Origin of the sequence: Bradyrhizobium sp. CCBAU 45389 (genome assembly GCF_028128625.1) — a bacterium.
In the GTDB taxonomy this organism is placed as follows: domain Bacteria; phylum Pseudomonadota; class Alphaproteobacteria; order Rhizobiales; family Xanthobacteraceae; genus Bradyrhizobium; species Bradyrhizobium liaoningense_B.
Map to the genome: position 1 here is coordinate 276,376 of NZ_LBIY01000094.1, position 20,341 is coordinate 296,716.

22 protein-coding genes are annotated in these 20,341 nt (G+C 64.1%); 8 read left to right on the forward strand and 14 right to left on the reverse strand.

Annotated features, from left to right (window positions below; all coding sequences use genetic code 11):
• Window positions 1-73 precede the first annotated feature (73 nt).
• Window positions 74-1,696 carry a peptide chain release factor 3 gene (locus XH79_RS26700; protein ID WP_212337348.1) on the reverse strand — a complete coding sequence of 541 codons (1,623 nt, stop codon included), beginning with the start codon at window positions 1,694-1,696 and terminating at the stop codon, window positions 74-76.
• Window positions 1,697-1,855: 159 nt separating this feature from the next.
• Between XH79_RS26700 and sugE the strand changes: the two genes are divergently transcribed.
• On the forward strand, window positions 1,856-2,170 hold the full coding sequence (gene sugE / locus XH79_RS26705) for a quaternary ammonium compound efflux SMR transporter SugE (protein ID WP_212337350.1): 315 nt from the start codon (window positions 1,856-1,858) through the stop codon (window positions 2,168-2,170).
• Here the strand turns inward: sugE and XH79_RS26710 are convergent.
• The 7 genes from XH79_RS26710 to XH79_RS26740 all read right to left on the reverse strand — a co-directional run bounded on the left by XH79_RS26710 (window position 2,163) and on the right by XH79_RS26740 (window position 8,705).
• Window positions 2,163-3,170: an inorganic phosphate transporter gene (locus XH79_RS26710; protein WP_212337352.1), complete on the reverse strand. Its 1,008-nt coding sequence runs from the start codon at window positions 3,168-3,170 to the stop codon at window positions 2,163-2,165. The genes sugE and XH79_RS26710 overlap by 8 nt on opposite strands.
• A 72-nt stretch (window positions 3,171-3,242) precedes the next feature.
• Window positions 3,243-3,887, reverse strand: a complete 645-nt coding sequence (locus XH79_RS26715) for a DUF47 domain-containing protein (protein WP_212337354.1) — start codon at window positions 3,885-3,887, stop codon at window positions 3,243-3,245.
• A gap of 156 nt (window positions 3,888-4,043) precedes the next feature.
• Window positions 4,044-5,012, reverse strand: coding sequence for a branched-chain amino acid ABC transporter permease (locus XH79_RS26720; protein WP_212337356.1), 969 nt, complete (start codon window positions 5,010-5,012; stop codon window positions 4,044-4,046).
• A gap of 1 nt (window position 5,013) precedes the next feature.
• On the reverse strand, window positions 5,014-5,877 hold the full coding sequence (locus XH79_RS26725) for a branched-chain amino acid ABC transporter permease (protein ID WP_271583508.1): 864 nt from the start codon (window positions 5,875-5,877) through the stop codon (window positions 5,014-5,016).
• A gap of 72 nt (window positions 5,878-5,949) precedes the next feature.
• Window positions 5,950-7,173 (reverse strand): ABC transporter substrate-binding protein, encoded by a 1,224-nt coding sequence (locus tag XH79_RS26730; RefSeq protein ID WP_271583509.1) that lies wholly within the window; start codon window positions 7,171-7,173, stop codon window positions 5,950-5,952.
• 37 nt (window positions 7,174-7,210) lie between these two features.
• Window positions 7,211-7,957, reverse strand: a complete 747-nt coding sequence (locus XH79_RS26735) for an ABC transporter ATP-binding protein (RefSeq protein WP_271583510.1) — start codon at window positions 7,955-7,957, stop codon at window positions 7,211-7,213.
• Complete coding sequence (locus XH79_RS26740; RefSeq protein ID WP_027574222.1) at window positions 7,950-8,705, reverse strand: ABC transporter ATP-binding protein; 756 nt, start codon at window positions 8,703-8,705, stop codon at window positions 7,950-7,952. The genes XH79_RS26735 and XH79_RS26740 overlap by 8 nt, the downstream gene beginning before the upstream one ends.
• 328 nt (window positions 8,706-9,033) lie before the next feature.
• On the opposite strand from XH79_RS26740, the gene XH79_RS26745 reads away from it, so the two are divergent.
• Window positions 9,034-9,696, forward strand: coding sequence for a hypothetical protein (locus tag XH79_RS26745; protein WP_271583511.1), 663 nt, complete (start codon window positions 9,034-9,036; stop codon window positions 9,694-9,696).
• A gap of 35 nt (window positions 9,697-9,731) precedes the next feature.
• On the opposite strand, the gene XH79_RS26750 is transcribed toward XH79_RS26745, so the two are convergent.
• Window positions 9,732-10,085, reverse strand: coding sequence for an ArsC family reductase (locus XH79_RS26750; RefSeq protein WP_212337363.1), 354 nt, complete (start codon window positions 10,083-10,085; stop codon window positions 9,732-9,734).
• A 105-nt stretch (window positions 10,086-10,190) separates the two neighbouring features.
• Here XH79_RS26750 and XH79_RS26755 point away from each other — a divergent pair, with 105 nt between their 5' ends.
• The 3 genes from XH79_RS26755 to XH79_RS26765 all read left to right on the forward strand — a co-directional run bounded on the left by XH79_RS26755 (window position 10,191) and on the right by XH79_RS26765 (window position 12,200).
• On the forward strand, window positions 10,191-10,562 hold the full coding sequence (locus XH79_RS26755; protein ID WP_026312471.1) for a tRNA-binding protein: 372 nt from the start codon (window positions 10,191-10,193) through the stop codon (window positions 10,560-10,562).
• 219 nt (window positions 10,563-10,781) lie between these two features.
• On the forward strand, window positions 10,782-11,414 hold the full coding sequence (locus XH79_RS26760; protein ID WP_271583512.1) for a TetR/AcrR family transcriptional regulator: 633 nt from the start codon (window positions 10,782-10,784) through the stop codon (window positions 11,412-11,414).
• Window positions 11,415-11,417: 3 nt separating this feature from the next.
• Window positions 11,418-12,200, forward strand: a complete 783-nt coding sequence (locus XH79_RS26765; protein WP_271583513.1) for a sulfite exporter TauE/SafE family protein — start codon at window positions 11,418-11,420, stop codon at window positions 12,198-12,200.
• A 2-nt stretch (window positions 12,201-12,202) separates the two neighbouring features.
• Here the strand turns inward: XH79_RS26765 and XH79_RS26770 are convergent, their stop codons facing one another.
• On the reverse strand, window positions 12,203-12,907 hold the full coding sequence (locus XH79_RS26770) for a glutathione S-transferase family protein (RefSeq protein WP_212337371.1): 705 nt from the start codon (window positions 12,905-12,907) through the stop codon (window positions 12,203-12,205).
• A 135-nt stretch (window positions 12,908-13,042) separates the two neighbouring features.
• Here XH79_RS26770 and XH79_RS26775 point away from each other — a divergent pair, with 135 nt between their 5' ends.
• Window positions 13,043-13,531, forward strand: a complete 489-nt coding sequence (locus XH79_RS26775; protein WP_212337373.1) for a hypothetical protein — start codon at window positions 13,043-13,045, stop codon at window positions 13,529-13,531.
• Between the two features lie 6 nt (window positions 13,532-13,537).
• Here the strand turns inward: XH79_RS26775 and XH79_RS26780 are convergent, their stop codons facing one another.
• The gene (locus XH79_RS26780) at window positions 13,538-14,203 is read right to left on the reverse strand and encodes a DUF429 domain-containing protein (RefSeq protein WP_271583514.1); all 666 of its coding nucleotides are present in this window, start codon (window positions 14,201-14,203) and stop codon (window positions 13,538-13,540) included.
• 1,215 nt (window positions 14,204-15,418) lie between these two features.
• Between XH79_RS26780 and XH79_RS26785 the strand changes: the two genes are divergently transcribed.
• Together XH79_RS26785 and XH79_RS26790 are read left to right on the forward strand one after the other, a co-directional pair.
• Complete coding sequence (locus tag XH79_RS26785) at window positions 15,419-16,744, forward strand: TROVE domain-containing protein (RefSeq protein ID WP_271583515.1); 1,326 nt, start codon at window positions 15,419-15,421, stop codon at window positions 16,742-16,744.
• A 115-nt stretch (window positions 16,745-16,859) separates the two neighbouring features.
• Window positions 16,860-18,200 (forward strand): RtcB family protein, encoded by a 1,341-nt coding sequence (locus XH79_RS26790; protein ID WP_271583516.1) that lies wholly within the window; start codon window positions 16,860-16,862, stop codon window positions 18,198-18,200.
• 73 nt (window positions 18,201-18,273) lie between these two features.
• On the opposite strand, the gene XH79_RS26795 is transcribed toward XH79_RS26790, so the two are convergent.
• The 3 genes from XH79_RS26795 to XH79_RS26805 form a co-directional block, all read right to left on the reverse strand.
• On the reverse strand, window positions 18,274-18,795 hold the full coding sequence (locus XH79_RS26795) for an RNA polymerase sigma factor (RefSeq protein ID WP_271583517.1): 522 nt from the start codon (window positions 18,793-18,795) through the stop codon (window positions 18,274-18,276).
• The gene (locus XH79_RS26800) at window positions 18,792-19,001 is read right to left on the reverse strand and encodes a YgaP family membrane protein (protein WP_271583518.1); all 210 of its coding nucleotides are present in this window, start codon (window positions 18,999-19,001) and stop codon (window positions 18,792-18,794) included. Before XH79_RS26800 ends, XH79_RS26795 begins: the two co-directional genes overlap by 4 nt.
• 112 nt (window positions 19,002-19,113) lie before the next feature.
• On the reverse strand, window positions 19,114-20,298 hold the full coding sequence (locus XH79_RS26805; protein ID WP_271583519.1) for a serine hydrolase domain-containing protein: 1,185 nt from the start codon (window positions 20,296-20,298) through the stop codon (window positions 19,114-19,116).
• Between the last annotated feature and the right edge of the window lie 43 nt (window positions 20,299-20,341).

The following is a 20,341-nucleotide window of genomic DNA, read 5'->3' on the forward strand; positions in this document are numbered from 1 at the left end:
AAAGGTGGCATTGCCCATGAACGCGTCAAGTCCGCGCGCGTTCACATGCTCGCGCGCGAACGGCAGGGGCGCCCTACCCCTTCTTCTTGACGTCCTTGACGTTGGCGAACTCGATGCCCTCGGCGCGTTCCCTGGTGTAGCCGAGATAGAACTCGTTCCTGGCGAGATAGACGGGATCGCCGTCGACGTCGTCGGCGATGCTCGAGGTGTTGGCGGCAATAAAAGTGTCGAGCTTCTTGCGGTCCTCCGAGGAGACCCAGCGCGCCAGCTGGAACTCGCTGACCTCGAACTCGACCGGCAGCGAATATTCCGCCTCCAGCCGCGCCTTCAGCACGTCGAGCTGCAGCGCGCCGACCACGCCGACCAGCGCCGGGGCGCCGTCGCGCGGACGGAACACCTGCACCACGCCCTCTTCCGACATCTGCTGCAGCGCTTCCTTCAGCTTCTTCGCCTTCATCGCGTCAGTGAGACGGACGCGGCGGACGATTTCCGGCGCAAAGCTCGGCACGCCGACGAAGGTGAAATCCTCGCCCTCGGTCAGCGTGTCGCCGATGCGCAGCGTGCCATGGTTGGGAATGCCGACGACGTCGCCGGCGAAGGCTTCGTCCGCAACCGAACGATCCTGCGCGAAGAAGAACTGCGGGCTCGACAGCGGCATGCTCTTGCCGGTGCGCACCAGCTTGGCCTTCATGCCGCGGCTGAGCTTGCCCGAGCACAGGCGCGCAAAGGCGATGCGGTCGCGGTGGTTCGGATCCATGTTGGCCTGGATCTTGAACACGAAGGCGCTCATGCGCGGATCGGTGGCCTCGACCTTGCGCTGGTCGCTCTCTTGCGCGCGCGGCTCGGGCGCGAACTTGCCGAGACCTTCGAGGAGATCGCCGACGCCGAAATTGCGCAGCGCGCTGCCGAAATAGACCGGCGTCAGATGGCCTTCGCGGAAGGCGCCGAGCTCGAACGGTTTCGAGGCCTCAGTGACGAGTTCGAGCTCGTCCTTCACCGCGGAGACGTCGAGATTGGCGTTGAGCTTGGCGAGTTCGGCGATCTCGATCTGCTGCGCAGCGCCCGTCTTGGCGCCGCCACCCTCGAGCAGGCGCACGCCGCCATTGACGACGTCGTAGGTGCCGAGGAAGTCGCGGCCGCGGCCGACCGGCCAGGTCATCGGCGTGGTGTCGAGCGCCAGCGTCTTCTCGATCTCGTCGAGCAGCTCGAACACGTCCCGGCTCTCGCGGTCCATCTTGTTGATGAAGGTGATGATCGGGATGTCGCGCAGACGGCACACCTCGAACAGCTTCCGCGTGCGCGCCTCGATGCCCTTGGCGGCGTCGATCACCATCACAGCGGAATCGACCGCGGTGAGCGTGCGATAAGTGTCTTCCGAAAAGTCCTCGTGGCCCGGCGTGTCCAGCAGGTTGAACACGAGACCTTCGAACTCGAAGGTCATGACCGAGGTCACGACCGAGATGCCGCGCTCGCGCTCGATCTTCATCCAGTCCGAACGCGTGTTGCGCCGCTCGCCCTTGGCCTTGACCTGACCGGCGAGGTTGATGGCGCCGCCGAACAGAAGCAGCTTTTCGGTCAGCGTGGTCTTGCCGGCGTCGGGGTGGGAGATGATCGCAAAGGTCCGCCGTCGCGCCACCTCGGTGGCAAGCGGGGAACGGGCCGGCGATTCAGCTGCGGTGGTGGCGATGTCGGACATGGCGGGAGCGTTTGGCAGGGAAAATGGGCTGGATCAAGCCTGATTTGGTGATTGCGGAGCCCTCCGGCCAGCCCCATATCGCCGTTTGGGAGGGACGGCCCTCCTTTCCCACCAGCATATCAGCCGCGGGGACGACCCTGCCGTGAATGGAGGGTCGTCATGGCCTGGAGCATCCTGTTCGTCGCCGGTCTTCTCGAGATCACCTGGGCGATTGGCCTGAAATACACCGAGGGTTTCAGCAGGCTTGTTCCCTCCGTCATCACGCTCGCGGCGATGGCCGGCAGCGTCATCCTGCTTGGGTTCGCGCTCAAATCGCTGCCGGTCGGGACCGCCTATGCGGTCTGGACCGGGATCGGCGCGGTCGGCACCGCGACGCTTGGCATCGTCCTGTTCGGGGAGCCGGCCACGGCCTTTCGCCTCGCCAGCATCGGACTGATCGTCGCCGGCATCGTCGGGCTGAAGCTCGTCACCTGACGAAGATCTTGACCGCCCACCAGGTCAGCGCAGCCACGACCGCGGAGGCCGGGATGGTGATCACCCAGGCATAGACGATCGAGCTTGCGACGTTCCAGCGCACCGCCGAGACGCGGCGGGCCGCGCCGACGCCGACGATGGCGCCGGTGATGGTGTGGGTGGTCGAGACGGGAACCCCGAGGAAGGTCGCCATGAACAGGGTCGCCGCGCCTCCCGTTTCGGCGCAAAAACCCTGCATCGGCGTCAGCTTGGTGATGCGCAGGCCCATGGTGCGGACGATGCGCCAGCCGCCCATCAGCGTGCCCAGCGCCATCGCCGCCTGGCAGGACAGCACCACCCAGAATGGCACCGAGAACTCGCTGCCGAGATGGCCCTGCGAGTACAGCAGCACGGCGATGATGCCCATGGTCTTCTGCGCGTCGTTGCCGCCATGGCCGAGCGAATAGAGCGAGGCGGAGGCGAATTGCAGGATGCGGAAGGCGCGATCTACGGCAAAGGGCGTCGAGCGCACCGAGGCCCAGGACACGATCGCAACCAGCATCATCGCGAGCAGAAAGCCGACCAGCGGCGACAGCACGATCGCCAGCACCGTCTTGGACAGACCGCTCCACACCGCCGCCGAAATTCCCGCCTTGGCCATGCCGCCGCCGACGAGGCCGCCGATCAGCGCATGCGAGGACGAAGAGGGAATGCCGAGCGCCCAGGTCACGAGGTTCCAGACGATGGCACCGACCAGGGCCGCGAAGATCACCTGGGCATCGACGATCGAGGGATCGATGATGCCGGTGCCGATGGTCTGGGCGACGTGCAGCCCGAACACCATGAAGGCGACGAAATTGAAGAACGCGGCCCAGAACACCGCGAATTGCGGCCGCAGCACGCGGGTCGAGACGATGGTCGCGATCGAATTGGCGGCATCGTGCAGGCCGTTCAGGAAGTCGAACAGCAGCGCGACGGCGATCAAGCCGACCAGGACGGGAAAGCCCAACGCAGCATCCACGGCGAGGCCCCTGCCTTAAAGCTTGCGCATGATCTGAGCGGAAAACCGCTGCACACTTTTCCGGATCATGCGCTACACCTGCTCGATGACGATGCTGTTGATCTCGTTCGCGACGTCATCGAAGCGGTCGGCCACCTTCTCGAGGTGATCGTAGATCTCGACGCCGACGATGAAATCCATCGCGTTGCCCTCGCGGTGCTTCAGGAACAGCTCCTTCAGCCCGATGTCGTGGAGATCGTCGACCCGCCCCTCGAGCTTGGTCAGCTCTTCCGTGATCGCGGTCAGCATGGCGACGTTCGGGCCGATCGACTGCATCAGCGGCAGCGCGCGGCCGACCAGATTGGCGCATTCGATCAGAAGGGCGCCGATCTCCCGCATCGGCGGCTCGAAAGTGCGGACCTCGAACAGCATCACGGCCTTGGCCGTCTGCTGCATCTGGTCGATGGCATCGTCCATCGAGGTGATGAGGTTCTTGATGTCGCCGCGATCGAACGGGGTGATGAAAGTGCGGCGCACCGCCGTCAGCACCTCGCGGGTGATGTTGTCGGCATCGTTCTCGAACTGGTTGACGCGCTGGCAGTAGACCGGCGTCTCCTCGCCCCCGTTGAGCACGCCCTGAAGCGCGATCGCGCCCTGGATCACAGTCTGGGCATGGCGGTCGAACAGGTCGAAGAACCGTTCTTCCTTGGGCAGGAACGCGCGAAACCATCGCATCATGGGGATAGGCTACCGGTTGGAAATGGCCCGGCCCGGATGGGCCGTCATGAAACTGTCATAGACCATTTCCGATCCGCGCGCGTGTCATCTCACGCCCGCGGAGCCGGATCATCCACCGCTTTCGGGAGGCGGCTAATCTTACGTCAAATCAATCGCTTAGAGCGAGCGCCTGAAGTAATGCGCGATTTCACCGATGACGCCGCGGCGGAAGGTGAGCACGCAGATCACGAAGATCGAGCCCTGGATCACCGTCACCCACTGGCCGAAGCTCGCCAGATATTGCTGCATGGCGATGATCGCGAAGGCGCCGACCACGGGGCCGAAGATGGTGCCGAGACCGCCGACCAGCGTCATCAGCACGACCTCGCCCGACATCGACCAGTGCACGTCGGTGAGCGAGGCATTCTGGGCCACGAACACCTTCAGCGCGCCCGCGAAGCCGGCAAGCGTGCCCGACAGGACGAAGGCCAGGAACTTGTACTGGTCGGTCCGGTAGCCCAGCGAGATGGCGCGCTGCTCGTTCTCGCGGATCGACTTCAGCACTTCACCGAACGGCGAATTGATGATGCGGAAGATCAGCAGGAAGCCGGCCAGGAATCCGACCAGCACGACGTAATACAGAACCGTCGGCTTGGAGAGATCGAGGACGCCGAACATGCGTCCCTGCGGAATGCCCTGAATACCGTCCTCACCATGGGTGAACGGTGCCTGCAGGTAGATGAAGTACAGCAGCTGCGACAGCGCCAGCGTGATCATCGAGAAATAGATGCCCTGGCGGCGGATCGAGATGTAGCCGGTGATGATCGAGAGCACGAAGGCCGCGGCGATACCGACGAGGATGCCGAGTTCCGGCGGCAGCGCCCACACCTTCAGCGCGTGCGCGCTGCAATAGCCCGCGGTCCCCAAGAACATCGCGTGGCCGAACGACAGGAGGCCGCCATAGCCGATCAGAAGATTGAAGGCGCAGGCGAGCAGCGCAAAGCACAGCGCCTGCATCACGAAGAACGGATAGACCCCCGTGAATGGCACCGCCGCCAGCAGCAGCGCCATCACCACGAATACGATCATCTCGTCACGCACCGCACGCGGGCTTGCAGGCAGCGTATCGTCCGTCAGGGTTGTCATATCAGGCCGCCCTTCCCGTCAATCCCGTTGGCTTCACCAGCAGCACCAGCACCATCAGCACGAACACGACGGTGTTGGAGGCCTCGGGGTAGAAATACTTGGTCAGGCCCTCGATCACCCCGAGCGCGAAGCCCGTGATGATGGAGCCCATGATCGATCCCATGCCGCCGATCACCACCACGGCGAACACGACGATGATGAGGTCGGCGCCCATCAGCGGGCGCACCTGGTTGATCGGCGCCGAGAGCACGCCGGCCAGCGCGGCAAGGCCGACGCCGAGCCCGTAGGTCAGCGTGATCATGCGCGGCACGTTGATGCCGAAGGCACGCACCAGCGTCGGGTTTTCGGTGGCGGCGCGCAGGTAAGCACCTAACTGCGTCTTCTCGATCAGGAACCAGGTGGCAAGACACACCACCAGCGAGAACACGACGACCCAGCCGCGATAGATCGGCAGGAACATGAAGCCGAGATTCATGCCGCCCTTGAGCTGATCCGGAATGGCGTAAGGCAGGCCCGAGGAGCCGAAATAGTTCTGGAACAGGCCCTGCACGATCAGCGCGATGCCGAAGGTCAGGAGCAGGCCGTAGAGATGGTCGAGCCCGGTCAGCCATTGCAGCATGGTCCGTTCCAGGATCATGCCGAAGATGCCGACGATGATCGGCGCCAGCAGCAACGCCCACCAGTAATTGATGCCGCCGAGGTTCAGCAGGAAATAGGCGACGAAGGCGCCCATCATATAGAGCGCGCCATGGGCGAAGTTGATGATGTTGAGCATGCCGAAGATGACGGCAAGCCCGAGACTGAGCAGCGCGTAGAACGAGCCGTTGATCAGTCCCACCAGTAGCTGAGCGTAAAGAGCCTGCATCGATCCCGCACCCGGTCCCTTCGGCGTTCCCTGAAAGTCGCCCGCAGGCACGTTGGCCTGCGGGCGGTTATCTTACTTCTTCAACAGCGCGCACTTGCTTTCGGACAGCGGCGTGAAGGCCTGATCGCCCGGCACCGTGCCGACCAGCTTGTAGAAATCCCACGGCCCCTTCGACTCCGAGGGCTTCTTCACCTCGAACAGGTAGGCGTTGTGGATGGTGCGGCCGTTGGGCTGGATCTCGCCCTTGCCGAACAGATCGTCATCGGTCGGCATCGACTTCATCTTCTCGACGATCTTGACGCCGTCATGAGGATTGCCGCCGAGGGCTTCCAGCGCCTTGAGATAGTGGCGCACGCCCGCATAGACGCCCGCCTGCACCATGGTCGGCGGAGCGCTGTTCTTCATCTTCGCGGAGAACCGCTTGGAGAAGGCGCGGGTCTTGTCGTCCATGTCCCAGTAGAAGGTCTCGGTGAAGTTGAGGCCCTGCGCCGTCTCCAGACCGATCGCCTTGACGTCGGTGAGGAACAGCAGCAGCGCCGCAAGCTTCTGGCCGCCCTTGACGATACCGAACTCGGCCGCCTGCTTGATCGTGTTGGTGGTATCGCCGCCGGCATTGGCGAGGCCGATGATCTTGGCCTTGGAGGCCTGCGCCTGAAGCAGGAAGGACGAGAAGTCCGGCGTGTTCAGCGGATGCTTGACGCCGCCGACGATCTTGCCGCCGTTGGCGGTGACGACGGCCGTGGTGTCGCGCTCGAGCGCCGCACCGAAGGCGTAGTCCGCGGTCAGGAAGAACCAGCTGTCGCCGCCGGCCTTCACCAGCGCCTGGCCCGTGGTGTGGGCCAGCATGTAGGTGTCGTAGGTCCAGTGCACGGTGTTGGGCGAGCACTGCGCGTTGGTGAGGTCCGAGGTCGCAGCACCCGAATTGATGTAGACGCCGTTCTTTTCCTTGATGACGTTGTTGACGGCGAGCGCCACGCCGGAATTCGGCACGTCGACGATGACGTCGACCTTGTCGACGTCGAACCACTGCCGCGCGATCGCGGTGCCGATGTCCGGCTTGTTCTGGTGATCGCCGGAGATGATGTCGATCTTCCAGCCCTTCGCGACAAGGCCGGAATCCTCAACCGCCATCTGCGCCGCGAGCGTCGAGCCGGGGCCGCCGAGGTCGGCGTACAGGCCGGATTGATCCGACAACGCGCCGATCTTCACGGTCTTGTCCTGCGCGGACGCGACGCCTGCTGCGGCGAAGGTGAGCGCGGTGGTCAGCAGCAATGACGCGATCGACCTGGTCTTCATGCAACTTTCCTTTTTTGAAGTCTTCTCTGTGGCAGTTCTAGACGCCAAGATAGGCGTGGAGCTTGTCCATGTTGGCGGCAAGCTCCGAATTGGAAAATCCGTCAATGATCTTGCCGTGCTCGACCACATAATAACGATCGGCGACGGTGGATGCGAAGCGGAAGTTCTGCTCGACGAGGAGGATCGTAAAGCCCTCCTTCTTCAGCCGCGCAATGGTATGGCCGATCTGCTGGATGATGACGGGCGCCAGGCCCTCGGTCGGCTCGTCCAGCATCAGGAAGCTCGCGCCGGTGCGCAGGATGCGTGCGATCGCGAGCATCTGCTGCTCGCCGCCGGACAGCTTCGTGCCCTGGCTGTTGAGCCGTTCCTTCAGGTTCGGAAACAGATCGAAGATCTGGTCCAGCGGCAATCCGCCTTCGCGCACGACCGGCGGCAGCATCAAATTCTCGCGGACGTCGAGGCTGGCGAATATCCCCCGCTCTTCCGGGCAGAACGCGATGCCCATCCGCGCGATCTTGTCGGAGGTGGCGCGAATGATCTCCTGGTTGTTGAACTTCACCGAGCCGGCACGCTTGCCGATGATGCCCATGATCGACTTCAGCGTGGTGGTCTTGCCGGCGCCGTTACGCCCGAGCAGGGTGACGACCTCGCCCGCATTCACGTCGAAGTTGATCCCGTGCAGGATGTGAGACTCGCCGTACCATGCTTCGAGGTTGCGGACCTGGAGGATGTTTCCGCCGGTCGCAGCCCTTGCCGGAGCCTCGGCGATCGCAGTGTCAGGCATGACCGGCTCCCAGATAAGCTTCCTTGACGCGCTCGTCCTTGGTGAGCTCGCTGTAATGACCTTGCGCGAGCACCTGCCCGCGCGTCAGCACGGTGATGATGTCGGAGAGATTGGCCACGACGCTCAAATTATGCTCGACCATCAGGATGGTGTATTTCGCGGAGATGCGCTTGATCAGCGCCGCGATCTTGTCGATGTCCTCATGGCCCATGCCGGCCATCGGCTCGTCCAGCAGCATCATCTCGGGGTCGAGCGCGAGCGTGGTTGCGATCTCAAGTGCACGCTTGCGCCCATAGGGCATCTCGACCGCGGGCGTGCTGGCAAACTCGCTGAGGCCGACATCGTTCAGCAGCTCGCGCGCGCGATCGTTGAAGCGGTTGAGCACCGATTTCGAGCGCCAGAAATCGAAGGAACTGCCGTGCTGGCGCTGAAGCGCGACACGGACGTTTTCAAGCGCGGTGAGATGCGGAAATACCGCCGAGATCTGGAACGAACGGACCAGTCCCATGCGCGCCACGTCGGCCGGCGCCATCGCGGTGATATCCTGCCCCTTGTACAGGATCTTTCCGGCAGACGGTTTGAGGAACTTGGTCAGAAGATTGAAGCAGGTCGTCTTGCCGGCGCCGTTCGGGCCGATCAACGCATGAATGCTCCCACGGCGAACCTTGAGCGCAACGTCGCGGACGGCGAAGAATCCCGCGAACTCCTTGGTCAAGCCTTCCGTTTCGAGAATGAACTCATCGGCCAAACAGATTTCCCCCTGCCCGCGCAACGCGCCGTCGCGCGTGGCTGTCCTTGTTGCTTCGGCATTCCGGAGGTCTTGGAGCCCATCCGGAACGCCGCCTCCGGGCGCGGAATATGCCGGAGGTGACGGGGGTTAGGCAAGGCGGAAAGCTGAGCAGATCAGGCCTCCGGCTGGGATACAAATGCTCCCTTAGTCGGAGACGTTTGATGTCGTGCCTGCCCGGCCTCCCGGTTCGCAAAAGCACCGGCCATCAAGTCGTCGTTAACGGTCTTTCGCCCCGCGCGCCAGCCTTCATCAAAAATTTCCCCGCAAACGACATCATGCTGCGGGTATGTCTGCCGGGAATATTGTCTTGGATTTTGCAAGCGCCGCTCCCTCAATCGTCAAGTCGATCAGGCAGCGAGATCTGCTGAACACGTGGCTGCGACTTTATGCGCGGCAGCAGCTCGCACCGGCGATCTGGGAGTACCAGCCGGCACGGCTCGAGGAAGAGCTGTCCGATCTCATCTATTATACCGTGGACAATTCGGCTGCCCTCCCGCGCCTCATCATCCAGAGCGAAGGCACGCGCATTTCGCACGCCTACGGGCACACCGGCAAGGGCGTGCCGCTCGATGAATATATCGGACCGCGGCTCGTGCCATTGGTGATGCCCGTCTACCATGAATGCGTCGCGCGCGGGCTTCCGGTCTACAGCGTGGCCGACGTCGACGACATCTATGGGCGCGTCGTCGCCTACGAACGCCTGCTGCTGCCGTTCCTGACCGACGGCAAGGTCTGTCACATCATCGCCTCGCTCAAGACCTTCTGCGAGGACGGCGGCTTCGAGATCAGAAATCTGATGCGCGGAAATGACGCGCTGCCGCGTCCCAAACTGTCAGCCGTGATCGACCGCGAACTCTTTCATCGCGTTCCCGGCCGCATCGCGGCCGCGGACGTCGTCGAGTTCGCCGATCAGCCGGGCGAGGCCACCGAGATCGTCGAGCTGAACTAGAGCCGACCTGCTTGGCCCGACTTACTTGGCCTGACTTACTTGGCCTTGACTTCCTTGGCATAGATGTCGGGCTTGAAGCCGACCAGCAGCTTGCCGCCGACTTCCAGCACCGGCCGCTTGATCATCGACGGCTGCGCCAGCATCAACGCCAGCGCCTTCTTCTCGGTGAGGCCTTCCTTGTCGGGATCGGGGAGCTTCTTGAAGGTCGTGCCGGCGCGATTGAGCAGCGTCTCCCAGCCGACCTTGTCGCTCCACTGCTTGAGCTTGTCCTTCTCGACGCCGGCGGCCTTGTAGTCGTGAAACGCGTAGGCCACGCCATGACCGTCGAGCCAGGTGCGCGCCTTCTTCATGGTGTCGCAGTTCTTGATGCCGTAGATGATGTTGGGCAAGACCACTCCTTGCGCATGCGTGATGCTTCGGCTGCGGCGTTGTACGAAACTCCGCTTCGCGCGACAATATTGCAAACGAAGCCTGCTCTGCAGAACGGACACATTATGCACGTCACCCATGATCCCGCGGCCGCCGCCTCGCCGACCATTGACTTCAACAGCTTCCTCGCGGTCGATATCCGCGTCGGCACCATCGTCGACGCCAAACCGTTCCCGGAGGCGCGCAAGCCGGCCTGGCGTCTCTGGATCGACTTCGGACCTGCGATCGGCGTACGCAAGAGCTCGGCGCAGATCACCGAGAACCATCCGCTCGAGACGCTTGTGGGACAACAGGTCGCGGCGGTCGTCAATTTTCCGCCGCGCCAGATCGGACCTGTCGTCTCGGAGGTGCTGACGCTCGGCTTCCCCGATGCCGACGGCAAGGTCGTGCTGGTGCAGCCGAGCAAGCCCGTGCCGAACGGCGGACGGCTGTTCTAGCCGCAATGCGATCACGGACCGTGGCCCCGCTCCGGCCCGGCGCGGTCGCAACGGCATAATCCCAGCCTGTTTCTGGTCTCGGACGGCCAGGACTTGACCAAAATCCACTTTGGCAATAAAAATGACTGACTGATCGTTTTTTATTTTAATGGCCGAGAAGGCAGCCACTACTTGCCAACAACTAAAACGATCGACCGGTCAGCTATTTAGGGACAGCCGATGCCCAAGATCAGCGACAAGCAGCGCGAAGGCCGGCGGCAGCAGATCCTCGAGGCCGCCCTCGCCTGCTTCGCGGAAGACGGTTTTCACCAGACCGGCATGGCCGACATCGTGAAACGATCGGGGCTCAGCCACGGCGCGGTCTATCTCTACTTCCAGAGCAAGGACGATCTGATCGAAGCGCTGGCCGACGACCGGCATCGCCGCGAGGCCGTGCTCAACTCGGTCGCGCAGGGATCGGGCGATCCGATTGAAGGGCTTCACGCGCTGGTTCGCGTCTACGCGCAATGGCTCACCGATCCCGCCGGGGAAGCCCGCCGCCGTGTCGGCATCCATGGCTGGGCCGAGGCCTTGCGCAACCGCCGCGTACGCAGCAGCGTCGTCGAAGGCATCGACATGCCGCGCGCGTTGATTGTGGCGCTGGTCGAGCGAGCCCAGCACGACGGGCTCATCAGGCGCAACATCGCTGCCGAGGCCATCGCGCGCGTGCTGATCGCGATCTTCCAGGGCTTTGTGCTGCAGAAATGCTGGGGCGAGGATTTTGACGTCGCTGCCTGCATGGCGGCCGTCGAAGGCGTGATCGATGGCCTGCGCACGTCGAAGGCGGACGCCAGGCGACGAACCAGAACATGAACGATGACCTGGATATATGAACTCCTCGCCGGCGCCGGCGTCGGTCTTGTCGCAGGATTGGCATCGGGCTTCACGGGCACGAGCCCGGGTGGCGGCCTCGTCATCTTCTCCGTGCTGCTGCTCGGGGCAGAACAACACGTCGCACAGGGGACGTCCCTGATCACGCAGATTCCCCCGACCGGGCTCGCCGGCGCGCGCCGCTACTGGCAGAGCGGCAACCGCAGCCCCTTGCCGTGGATCGTCTGGATCGGCATCGGGTTTCTCATCGGCGGCGCCGGTGGCGGCTATGCCGCAGCCGCGGTTTCCGACGCGTTTCTGCAATGGACTTATGTCGTCTATCTCGTCGCGCTGATCGCAATGTTGCTGCTGCGCCGCGACCGCAAGGACGACGGCAGCAAGGCCGACGGTCCCGCCGAATTGCCGTGGCTCCCCCTATTTCTCATCGGCACGCTGGCCGGATTTTCCTCCGGCTTCATGGGCATTGGCGGCGGCCTCGCGATCACCGTCGGCCTCGCCGCCGGCCTGCGCGTGCCGCAGCATCAGGCGCAACTCGTCAGCCTGATCTTCTCGGTGATCCCGACCAGCATTCCGGCCGCCTCGATCTACTGGAGCAAGGGGCTGGTGGTCGGCTGGCCGGCCATAACAGGCATTTTGGCCGGCCTCTGGGTCGGCACCGACCTCGGCGCGCGCGCGGCCAATGGCGTCAGCAAATCGGTGCTGCGCCGGGCCGTGATCGCCCTCGTCTCGCTGATGGCGCTCTACATGACCTACAAGGCGTTGAGCTGAGCTTACGGCCGCTTCGGAATGTTCAACCCGCGCTGCACCGCCGGACGCGCAAGTCCCCGCTCGAGCCAGGCACCGACCGACTTGAACTGGCTGAACGCGACGAGATCGCCCGCGCCGTAGAAGCCGATGAGATTGCGCACCCAGCCCAGCATGGAGATGTCGGCGATGGTGTAGTCGTCATCCATGAACCATTGCCGGCCGGAAAGATGCGTCTCCATCACGCCGAGCAGTCGCTTGGACTCGCCGACGTAGCGGTCGCGCGGCCGCTTGTCCTCAAAGTCCTTGCCGGCGAATTTGTGGAAGAAGCCGACCTGGCCGAACATCGGCCCGATGCCGCCCATCTGGAAATGCAGCCACTGGATGGTCTGGTAGCGGCGCGCAGCATGCTGCGGCAGCAGCTTGCCGGTCTTCTCCGCGAGATACTGCAGGATTGCTCCGGACTCGAACAGCGGCAGCGGCCTGCCCCCGGGACCGTTGGGATCGAGGATCGCCGGGATCTTGCCGTTCGGATTGAGCGAGAGGAATTCCGGCGTCTTCTGGTCGTCCTTGCCGAAATCGACGAGATGGACTTCGTAAGGAAGTCCGATCTCCTCCAGCATGATCGAGACCTTGACGCCGTTCGGCGTCGGCAACGAATAGAGCTGGAGGAGTTCGGGATTCTTGGCCGGCCAACGCTTGGTAATGGGGAAGACGGAGAGATCGGACATCGGGACCTTTGGTGCATGGACTGAGGCGTGCTCAATCTAGGCAAGACGCCGCACCGCGCAAGTCACTATTCGTCCCGGCGAACCCCGCGCTTATCGCGGCAGCGTTGCCATCGCCACGATCGGGATCATGGCTTCATGCTGCAGTCGATACTCGATGAACCGCTGACCCGTGATCAACAGCAGGCCCGTAAACGCAATCGCAAGCATCGCAGTCGCCAATTGGCACACGTCGTTCATGGTATTTTGTCCCTCGACAGCCTTGGCGTAAACGTCGGCTCGGGCCCCACGTTCCGAGGCGACGTGAAAATATTGCTATTTTTTCCCGAGACTCCGCAGCGGAGCCATCGCGCTGTTCCGGCGGCCCGCGCAGGGACCAATGGCGCCTTCGCGCGTTGTCGCTGGATGAACATCGAGAAGCGCGCCCTGCTCGACCACGCTGAACGCTGTCGCCGCGTCGCGAACGAGCTCGCTCATCGCGAAGCCGCGCAACGGTTGCGGGCGATGGCCGACGAGTATGAAGCGCGAGCAACGAGACTGGACGAGAGCGTCTCCTCGACTCCGGGCCGCAATAGTCGTTGCTACCTCGAAGGCCAAGGTAATCGACAAGGCAATCGGGAGGGCTGATCAGCCTCAGAAATTGATCTCCATCCGCAATCCGCGCGGATCGACCTCCTCCCCGCCGACACGCTGCGTACTGTCGCGCGCCGCAACCGCGCAGGCACAGGCATCGATGAGATCGTCGCGGCCGATGCCTGTGCCGTGACGCAGCGTCAACCATTTCGGCAGACGCCTGAAGCCGCGTTGCGCCAGCAACGCGATGCGCTGTTCGCGACCGAGCGCCGACGTCTTCCTGGCGAGACGGACGCGCCCTGCCAGATTCCAGAAGATCAACTCCGGGTGCGCTTCGCCGATCACCGCCTGCTGCGCTGGCGTCATGATCTCGTCGACCTCTCTCATCTTCTCCCTGATGTTCCAGAGTTGCGCCGACACGCCCCTGCCCTTGCCCTCGTGCTTCCAGTAGTAGCGATTGGCTTCCGCCATATCGGAAAACGTCCAGAGGTCCCGGCGCGCACCGAGAAACACGGCAGGCCCGATTATTTCGCGCGCACGCAGATCGCATTCGCGATAGCCGCCCGCCTTCAAGCCGATCGGCATGTCGATCATCGCGCGTGCGTGCGGGATCGCCAGCAGGCGCGTCAAGCCCGGCGAATAATCGAAGCCGTGATCGCCGCGCTCGTCGATCCAGGCTGCAACCCAGCCGAAGCGGAATCCATCGAGGCCGAGATAGTTTGGCACGTCGCTCGCCTTTCCCTCTCCGATTTTCACACGCGCCTCGCTTGACATCCGCAAGTTGCAGGCGTATGTCCCGCCGCCTCGCGAGCACTTCTGTTTGCGAAAACCATGAACCCAGTGATGAAGCACCGCTACGAAATATTTGCGCAACTGTCGAATGGCCTACGGCCAATCGATGTCGCATGCCCGGCTCATGGGAGCGATCTTGCCTGACCGCAAGATCGACAGTCCGCTTCTCACGGACCCTCCCGAGCCTACCGCTCCGGAGGGTTTTTTGTTGCCTTCCGCGCGGCCCCATCGAACATCCCGGCAATCGCCGGAACGAGAGACCCGGATCTCGGGGCTCGCGCTGGAGAGGCGCGTGCCCAAGCGCGCGGGGCCTGCCGGAGGGAACGAGGCGATGAGCCGGACACCGATGGCAGAGCGAACCCAGTAGGTTCGCAAACAGCGGCGCGTCGACAGCGCCGCGATAGAATTTTCTTGAAGTTGGTTTGCCGCGAAGATCGCGGCTCAACCGACGCTGGTGGTGAAGATGTCGGATACTTCTCACGGTAAAGCGGGTTCGAATCCCGCCCTTGACACACGCACCGGGATGCGGGCCTCGAGAGGGCCCGCACGCGGCCCGGCGCAGGATCCGTTCGCAAGAACGGCGCCTGTGTTGTCGTCACTGACGCCGACATCGACTGTTCCCCAGCGTACCCATCAACGGCCGGTGTGAAAGCATCGGCCTGGCGGTGGTGAAGATGACTGTTACTTCGGTAGAGCACCGTCCTGGCTTTCCAGAACGGAGGTTGCGGGCTCGAATCCCGCCGGCTGCAATGCCGTAGCTCAATTCGCCCAAAGGGCGGCGACAGCATCGTCCGTTCCCCGCCAACCCCATCACGGTCCGTGGTGAAGATCGCTGTTACTTCGCCTATCACGCGAGAGGTCGCGGGTTCGAATCCCGCCCGGTGTATTGTGCACCGGTAGCTCAGTGGCCAGAGTGCTTTCCGGCAGGCTTTTGCCCGCCGGATCTCAGCAATCGCCTGTTCCCGGATCGTGACTTTCTCGTCCCCACCGCTGGTGGTGAAGAGCGCTGTTACTTCGTGATCGCAGCGGCACCGCCTCGAATCTCTCCGGAGATCGAGTCCGCTCTGCGAAGCTCCGAGAGGGGCAGTACAGTCTCGGCTGTTCCCCGGCATCCATTTTCTTTGTCCCATCACGCAAGAGGAGGCCGTCATGGTCAGGCTCAACAAGATCGCGCGTGCCTTCACGCGTGAGGGTGCGCGCGCAACCCGCTTCACGCCCGAGATGGAGCTGAAGCGCGCGCTGATGAACTGCCTCCTGTGGGAGAACCAGTTCTACGAGGACGGCGTCTCCATCGCCGACCGCATCAAGGCGCTCGTGCCCCAGGTCGCGCCGGAGCGCGTGGCGCAGCTTGCGATCGAGGCGCGCGAGGTGATGAAGCTGCGGCACGCTCCGCTGCTCGTCATCCGCGAGATGGCGCGGAGCGAGAAGCATCGCGCCCTCGTTGCCGACACGCTCTACCAGGTGATCCAGCGTCCCGACGAGATGACGGAGCTGCTCGCGATCTACTGGGCTGATGCGCTGGGGCCGATGCAGCAGCGCAAGCGTCAGCCGGTCTCCGCGCAGGTCAAGAAAGGCCTTGCCCGCGCGCTGACCAAGTTTGACGCCTATCAGCTCGCCAAGTGGGACCGCGACGGCGCGGTGCGGATCAGGGACGTGCTGTTCCTGGTGCACGCCAAGCCGAAGGACACCGACCAGGCCAAGGTGTGGAAGCAGCTCGTCGATGGCGAGCTCGCCTCCCCCGACACCTGGGAGGTTTCGCTCTCGGCCGGCAAAAGCAAGCGCGAGACCTTCGAGCGGCTGATCGCCGAGAAGAAGCTCGGCGGCCTGGCACTCCTGCGCAATCTGCGGCTGATGCAGACTGCACAGGTCCCGCGCGAGACCATCGCAGGCGCGATCGAGGCGATGCGGACGGATCGTATCCTTCCCTATCGCTTCATCACGGCGGCGCGCTATGCGCCGGACTTCGAGCCCGAGCTCGAGGCTGCGATGCTCAAGTCGGTCAAGGACCATGTGCGGCTCCCGGGCCGCACCCGGCTTCTGATCGACGTGTCGGGCTCGATGTTCGCAACCCTCTCCGCGCAGTCGGAAATGACGCGCGCGGAGGCGGCGTGTGGCCTTGCCATTCTCGCCCGCGAGATCTGCGACGAGGTCGAGATCTTCACCTTCAGCAATGAAGTCGTGAAGGTCCCGCCCCGCCGCAGCTTCGCGCTGCGGGATGCGATCATCAACTCGCAAGCCCATGGCGGGACGTATCTCGGCAAGGCTGTGACGGAGATCGACCGCAAGGGCGATCGCCTGATCGTCTTCACCGATGAGCAGAGCCACGACGCCGTGCCCGCGCCCAAGGCGCGCGGCACCATGGTGAACGTGGCCTCGTATCAGCACGGTGTCGGCCACGGCGACTGGACCCGCGTTAACGGCTTCTCCGAGGCCGTGGTCGCGTGGATCGCAGCGTCAGAGACGGCGTTGAACTGATGCGCAACGACAACGGCCCCGGACGCGAAACGCGCGCCCGGGGCCAGTGAAATATCTGAAATGATCCACACGCCCCGCTATGGTGCGTGCGGAATGCAATGCAGGACATACGACAATGCGACGACCCGATCCCTACATGGAACGCGCCCGCGAGCTTTGCCTCGCCGCCGGCGTCGATCCCGACTCGCGCGTCGGCGAAGGACGCGGCCAGCCGGCCTGGTGCTCGTACCGGGATGCCGCGCGCAAGGAGCATCTTGCCCGCGAGGCCAATGCGACCGCGAGCTCGATCGCCGAGTTCCGAACGCAGGATGCCCGCTTCCAGAATGCGCCGCTGAAAGTCTTCGGCCCGCACGAGGAAGCGACGATCGCGCAGATGCGCAACTGCATGGCGATCGGCAACGTCGTCTCCGGCGTGATCTGTGCCGACGGCCATCTCGGCTATGCCCAGCCGGTCGGCGGGGTCATCGCCTATGAAAAGCAGATCAGCATCTCCGGCGTCGGCTTCGACATCGGCTGCGGCAACATGGCGGCCCGGCTCGACACCCGCTTCGACGACATTGCGGAGATCGCACCCACGATCATCAGCGACGTCGCCAAGGTGATCTCGTTCGGCGTCGGCCGTGCCAACGCCGAACGGGCCGAGCACGCACTGTTCGACGACGGCGACGCCTGGCGCGAGAGCGACATGGAGGCCTATCGCCAGAAGGCGGTGAGCCAGCTCGGCACGGTCGGCTCGGGCAACCACTATGTCGACCTCATGCGCGACGAGGAAGGCTTTGTCTGGATCGGCGTCCACTTCGGAAGCCGCGGTCTCGGGCACACCTCCGCGACGCGCTACCTCAAGGCCGCCGGCGGCAAGGACGGCATGAACGTCCCGCCCGCCGTGGTCGACGAGGACTCCGAGCTCGGCCGCCGCTACATCGCGGCGATGCAGCTCGCCGGGCGTTATGCCTATGCCGGCCGCGAGTGGGTGGTCGAACGCGTCCGCCAGATCATCGGCGGCAGCGTGACCGAGAGCGTGCACAACCACCACAACTATGCCTGGCGTGAGACCCACGGCGGCAAGGATCTGTGGGTGGTGCGCAAGGGCGCGACCCCGGCGTTTCCCGGCCAGAAGGGATTCGTCGGCGGCTCGATGGGCGACGATGCCGTCATTCTCGAAGGCGTCGACAGTCCGGAAGCCAAGGCTTCGCTCTACTCGACCGTGCACGGCGCCGGCCGCATGTTCGGACGACGGGAAGCAAAGCGGCGCTTCTCGCGCGCGGAGATGGACCGCTGGCTCAACGAGCGTGGCGTCACCTTGATCGGTGCCGACCTCGACGAGAGCCCGATGGCCTATCGCCGCCTGCCCGACGTGCTCGCCCAGCACGCCGGCACGGTACGGGTGCTGCACACGCTGCGTCCGTTCGCCGTCGCCATGGCCGGCGAAGGCGAGTTCGATCCGTGGAAGGACTAACGCAAGCAACGGACGGGAGGCTTGGCCTCCCGTCCGCACTTTCTCATGCTCCTCTCTGATATTCGATCGTCTCTCATCTCGTCAGATATTCGCGCATCAAGGCGCGGGCGCGATGCAGCCGCGCCTTCACGGTCTGCCTGGTCGCGCCGAGCGCGGCGGCAATCTCGTCGATCGTCATCTCCTTGACGTCGCGCATCAGCGCGACATCGCGATAGTGCGGCGGCAGCGCCTCGAAGGCCGCGGCCACGTCAAGCCGCAGATCGGCCTCAGGCCGCAACAGCAGTGCGGCTTCCGCCTCGCTCTCATCGACAGCCGGTACAAGGCCGGCCCGGCGCGCGAGCCGCAGGCATTCGCGGCGGACGACGCTGAACAGCCAGGCCGAAAACGCCAGCAGCGAACGGATCGTGCCGATATGGCGGAACAGGATCCACAGCGCCTCCTGCGTCGCATCCTCGGCATCCGCCGAACTGCGGCAGGTCGCGCGCGCATAGCGGCGGATGTCCGGCTGTGCCGTCTCGAGCAGTGAGGCGATCGCATGGGGATCGCCGAGCCGTGCCGCCTCGAACAGGTTCGGCGAGATCGCAGCCGCACTCACGACACGTCTCCTCGCCCGATCCCCGCCACCGCGCACATTGGGCAATAGCCCACAAGGCCCGTCAGTGCGAAGCCGGCGCCGCCGAGCGCAACCAGCCACGCCGTCGCGCCCGCCAGATAGACCAATGCCGCCCCCGCGACCGCGCCCCCCGCGGCAATCCGCACCGCCTGGTGCAGGCTGCCGATGTTCTTCCTGTAAAATGCCATCGCATCCTCCGAGATGAGCCGAGGCTGAATGCCTCGACCATCAAGAGGGCGCGCCGGCCGAAAAGGATTCGCGGGCGCGGGGAATTTTTCCGCGGTCAGCCTCTTTTCGAGGTCAGCTTTGGACGGCCTGATAGGCTAGGCGCTTGAACTCGAAGAAGAACGGATTCCAGAAGCCCATGTAGCGCTGGGCCATCAGCACGCCGGCGGTATTGGCCTCCGGGCAGATCCACCAATGGGTGCCGGCAAGCCCGCCCCACTGGAATTCGCCGGTGGAGTTCGGCGGATCGAACGGCGTCGGCGCGAAGGTGACGGCACCGCCGAGACCAAACCCCTTGCCGGGGATCGGGCCGAGAGTGGCGAAGCGGATGGTCTGGCCTGCAGGCAGCTGGTTCGTCATCATCTGCCGCAGCGTCTCCGGCTTCAGCAGCGCATCCGAGCCGGGCAGCAGCGCGCGCACCAGCGCGAGCATATCAGGCAGGGTCGAGACCAGACCGCCGCCGCCCGACAGCCGCGGGAACGGCCGCCGATAGGCCTGCGGAAAGGGCAGATTGTCCGCGCGCGTGAGGCCCGGCTTCATGGGATCGAGCACGTCGGCACCATTGTAGAGCGCGACCAGCCTGCCCTGCTGCGCTTCCGGGACGTAGAAGCCGGTGTCGGTCATGCCGAGAGAATCGAAGATGCGCGCCTTGAGGAAGGCATCGAGCGACTTGCCCGAGACGACTTCCACGATGCGGCCGAGCACGTCGGTCGCCACCGAATACTCCCAGCCGGCGCCGGGATGATAGGACAGCGGCAGATCGGCGAGCCTGTCGATCATGTCGGAGAGCGGCGTCAGCGGATTGAGCACGCGCGCCTCGTTGTAGCCTTTGAACAGCACCGTGCCGGGATCGAAGATGCCGTAGCTGAGGCCCGAGGTGTGGGTCAGGAGCTGGCGGATCGTCATCGGCCCCCTCGCCGGCTCGACATCGGCAAGGCTGGTCGCGCCCTGCTTCAGGACCTTGCGATTGCCGAGCTGCGGCAGGATCCTCTCGACGGGGTCATCGAGCCCGATGCGCCCCTCTTCCATCAGCAGCATGACCGCGCAGGTGACGAAGATCTTGGTGTTGGAAAACGCACGGAAGATGTGGTCGGGCCGGAGCGCCGTCTTCGTCTCGCGGTCGGCGAAGCCCACGCATTGCTGATCGACGACCTCGCGCCCGCGCAGCACCGCCCAGGATACGCCCGGAATGATCTCCTGATCGACGTAGCGCTGCATCGCCGTCCGCACGGCGGAACAATCTGTCGTTCTGGCGTCCATCTGTTTCCCCCAATTATGGTTGGGATCGATATAGCGCGAATTC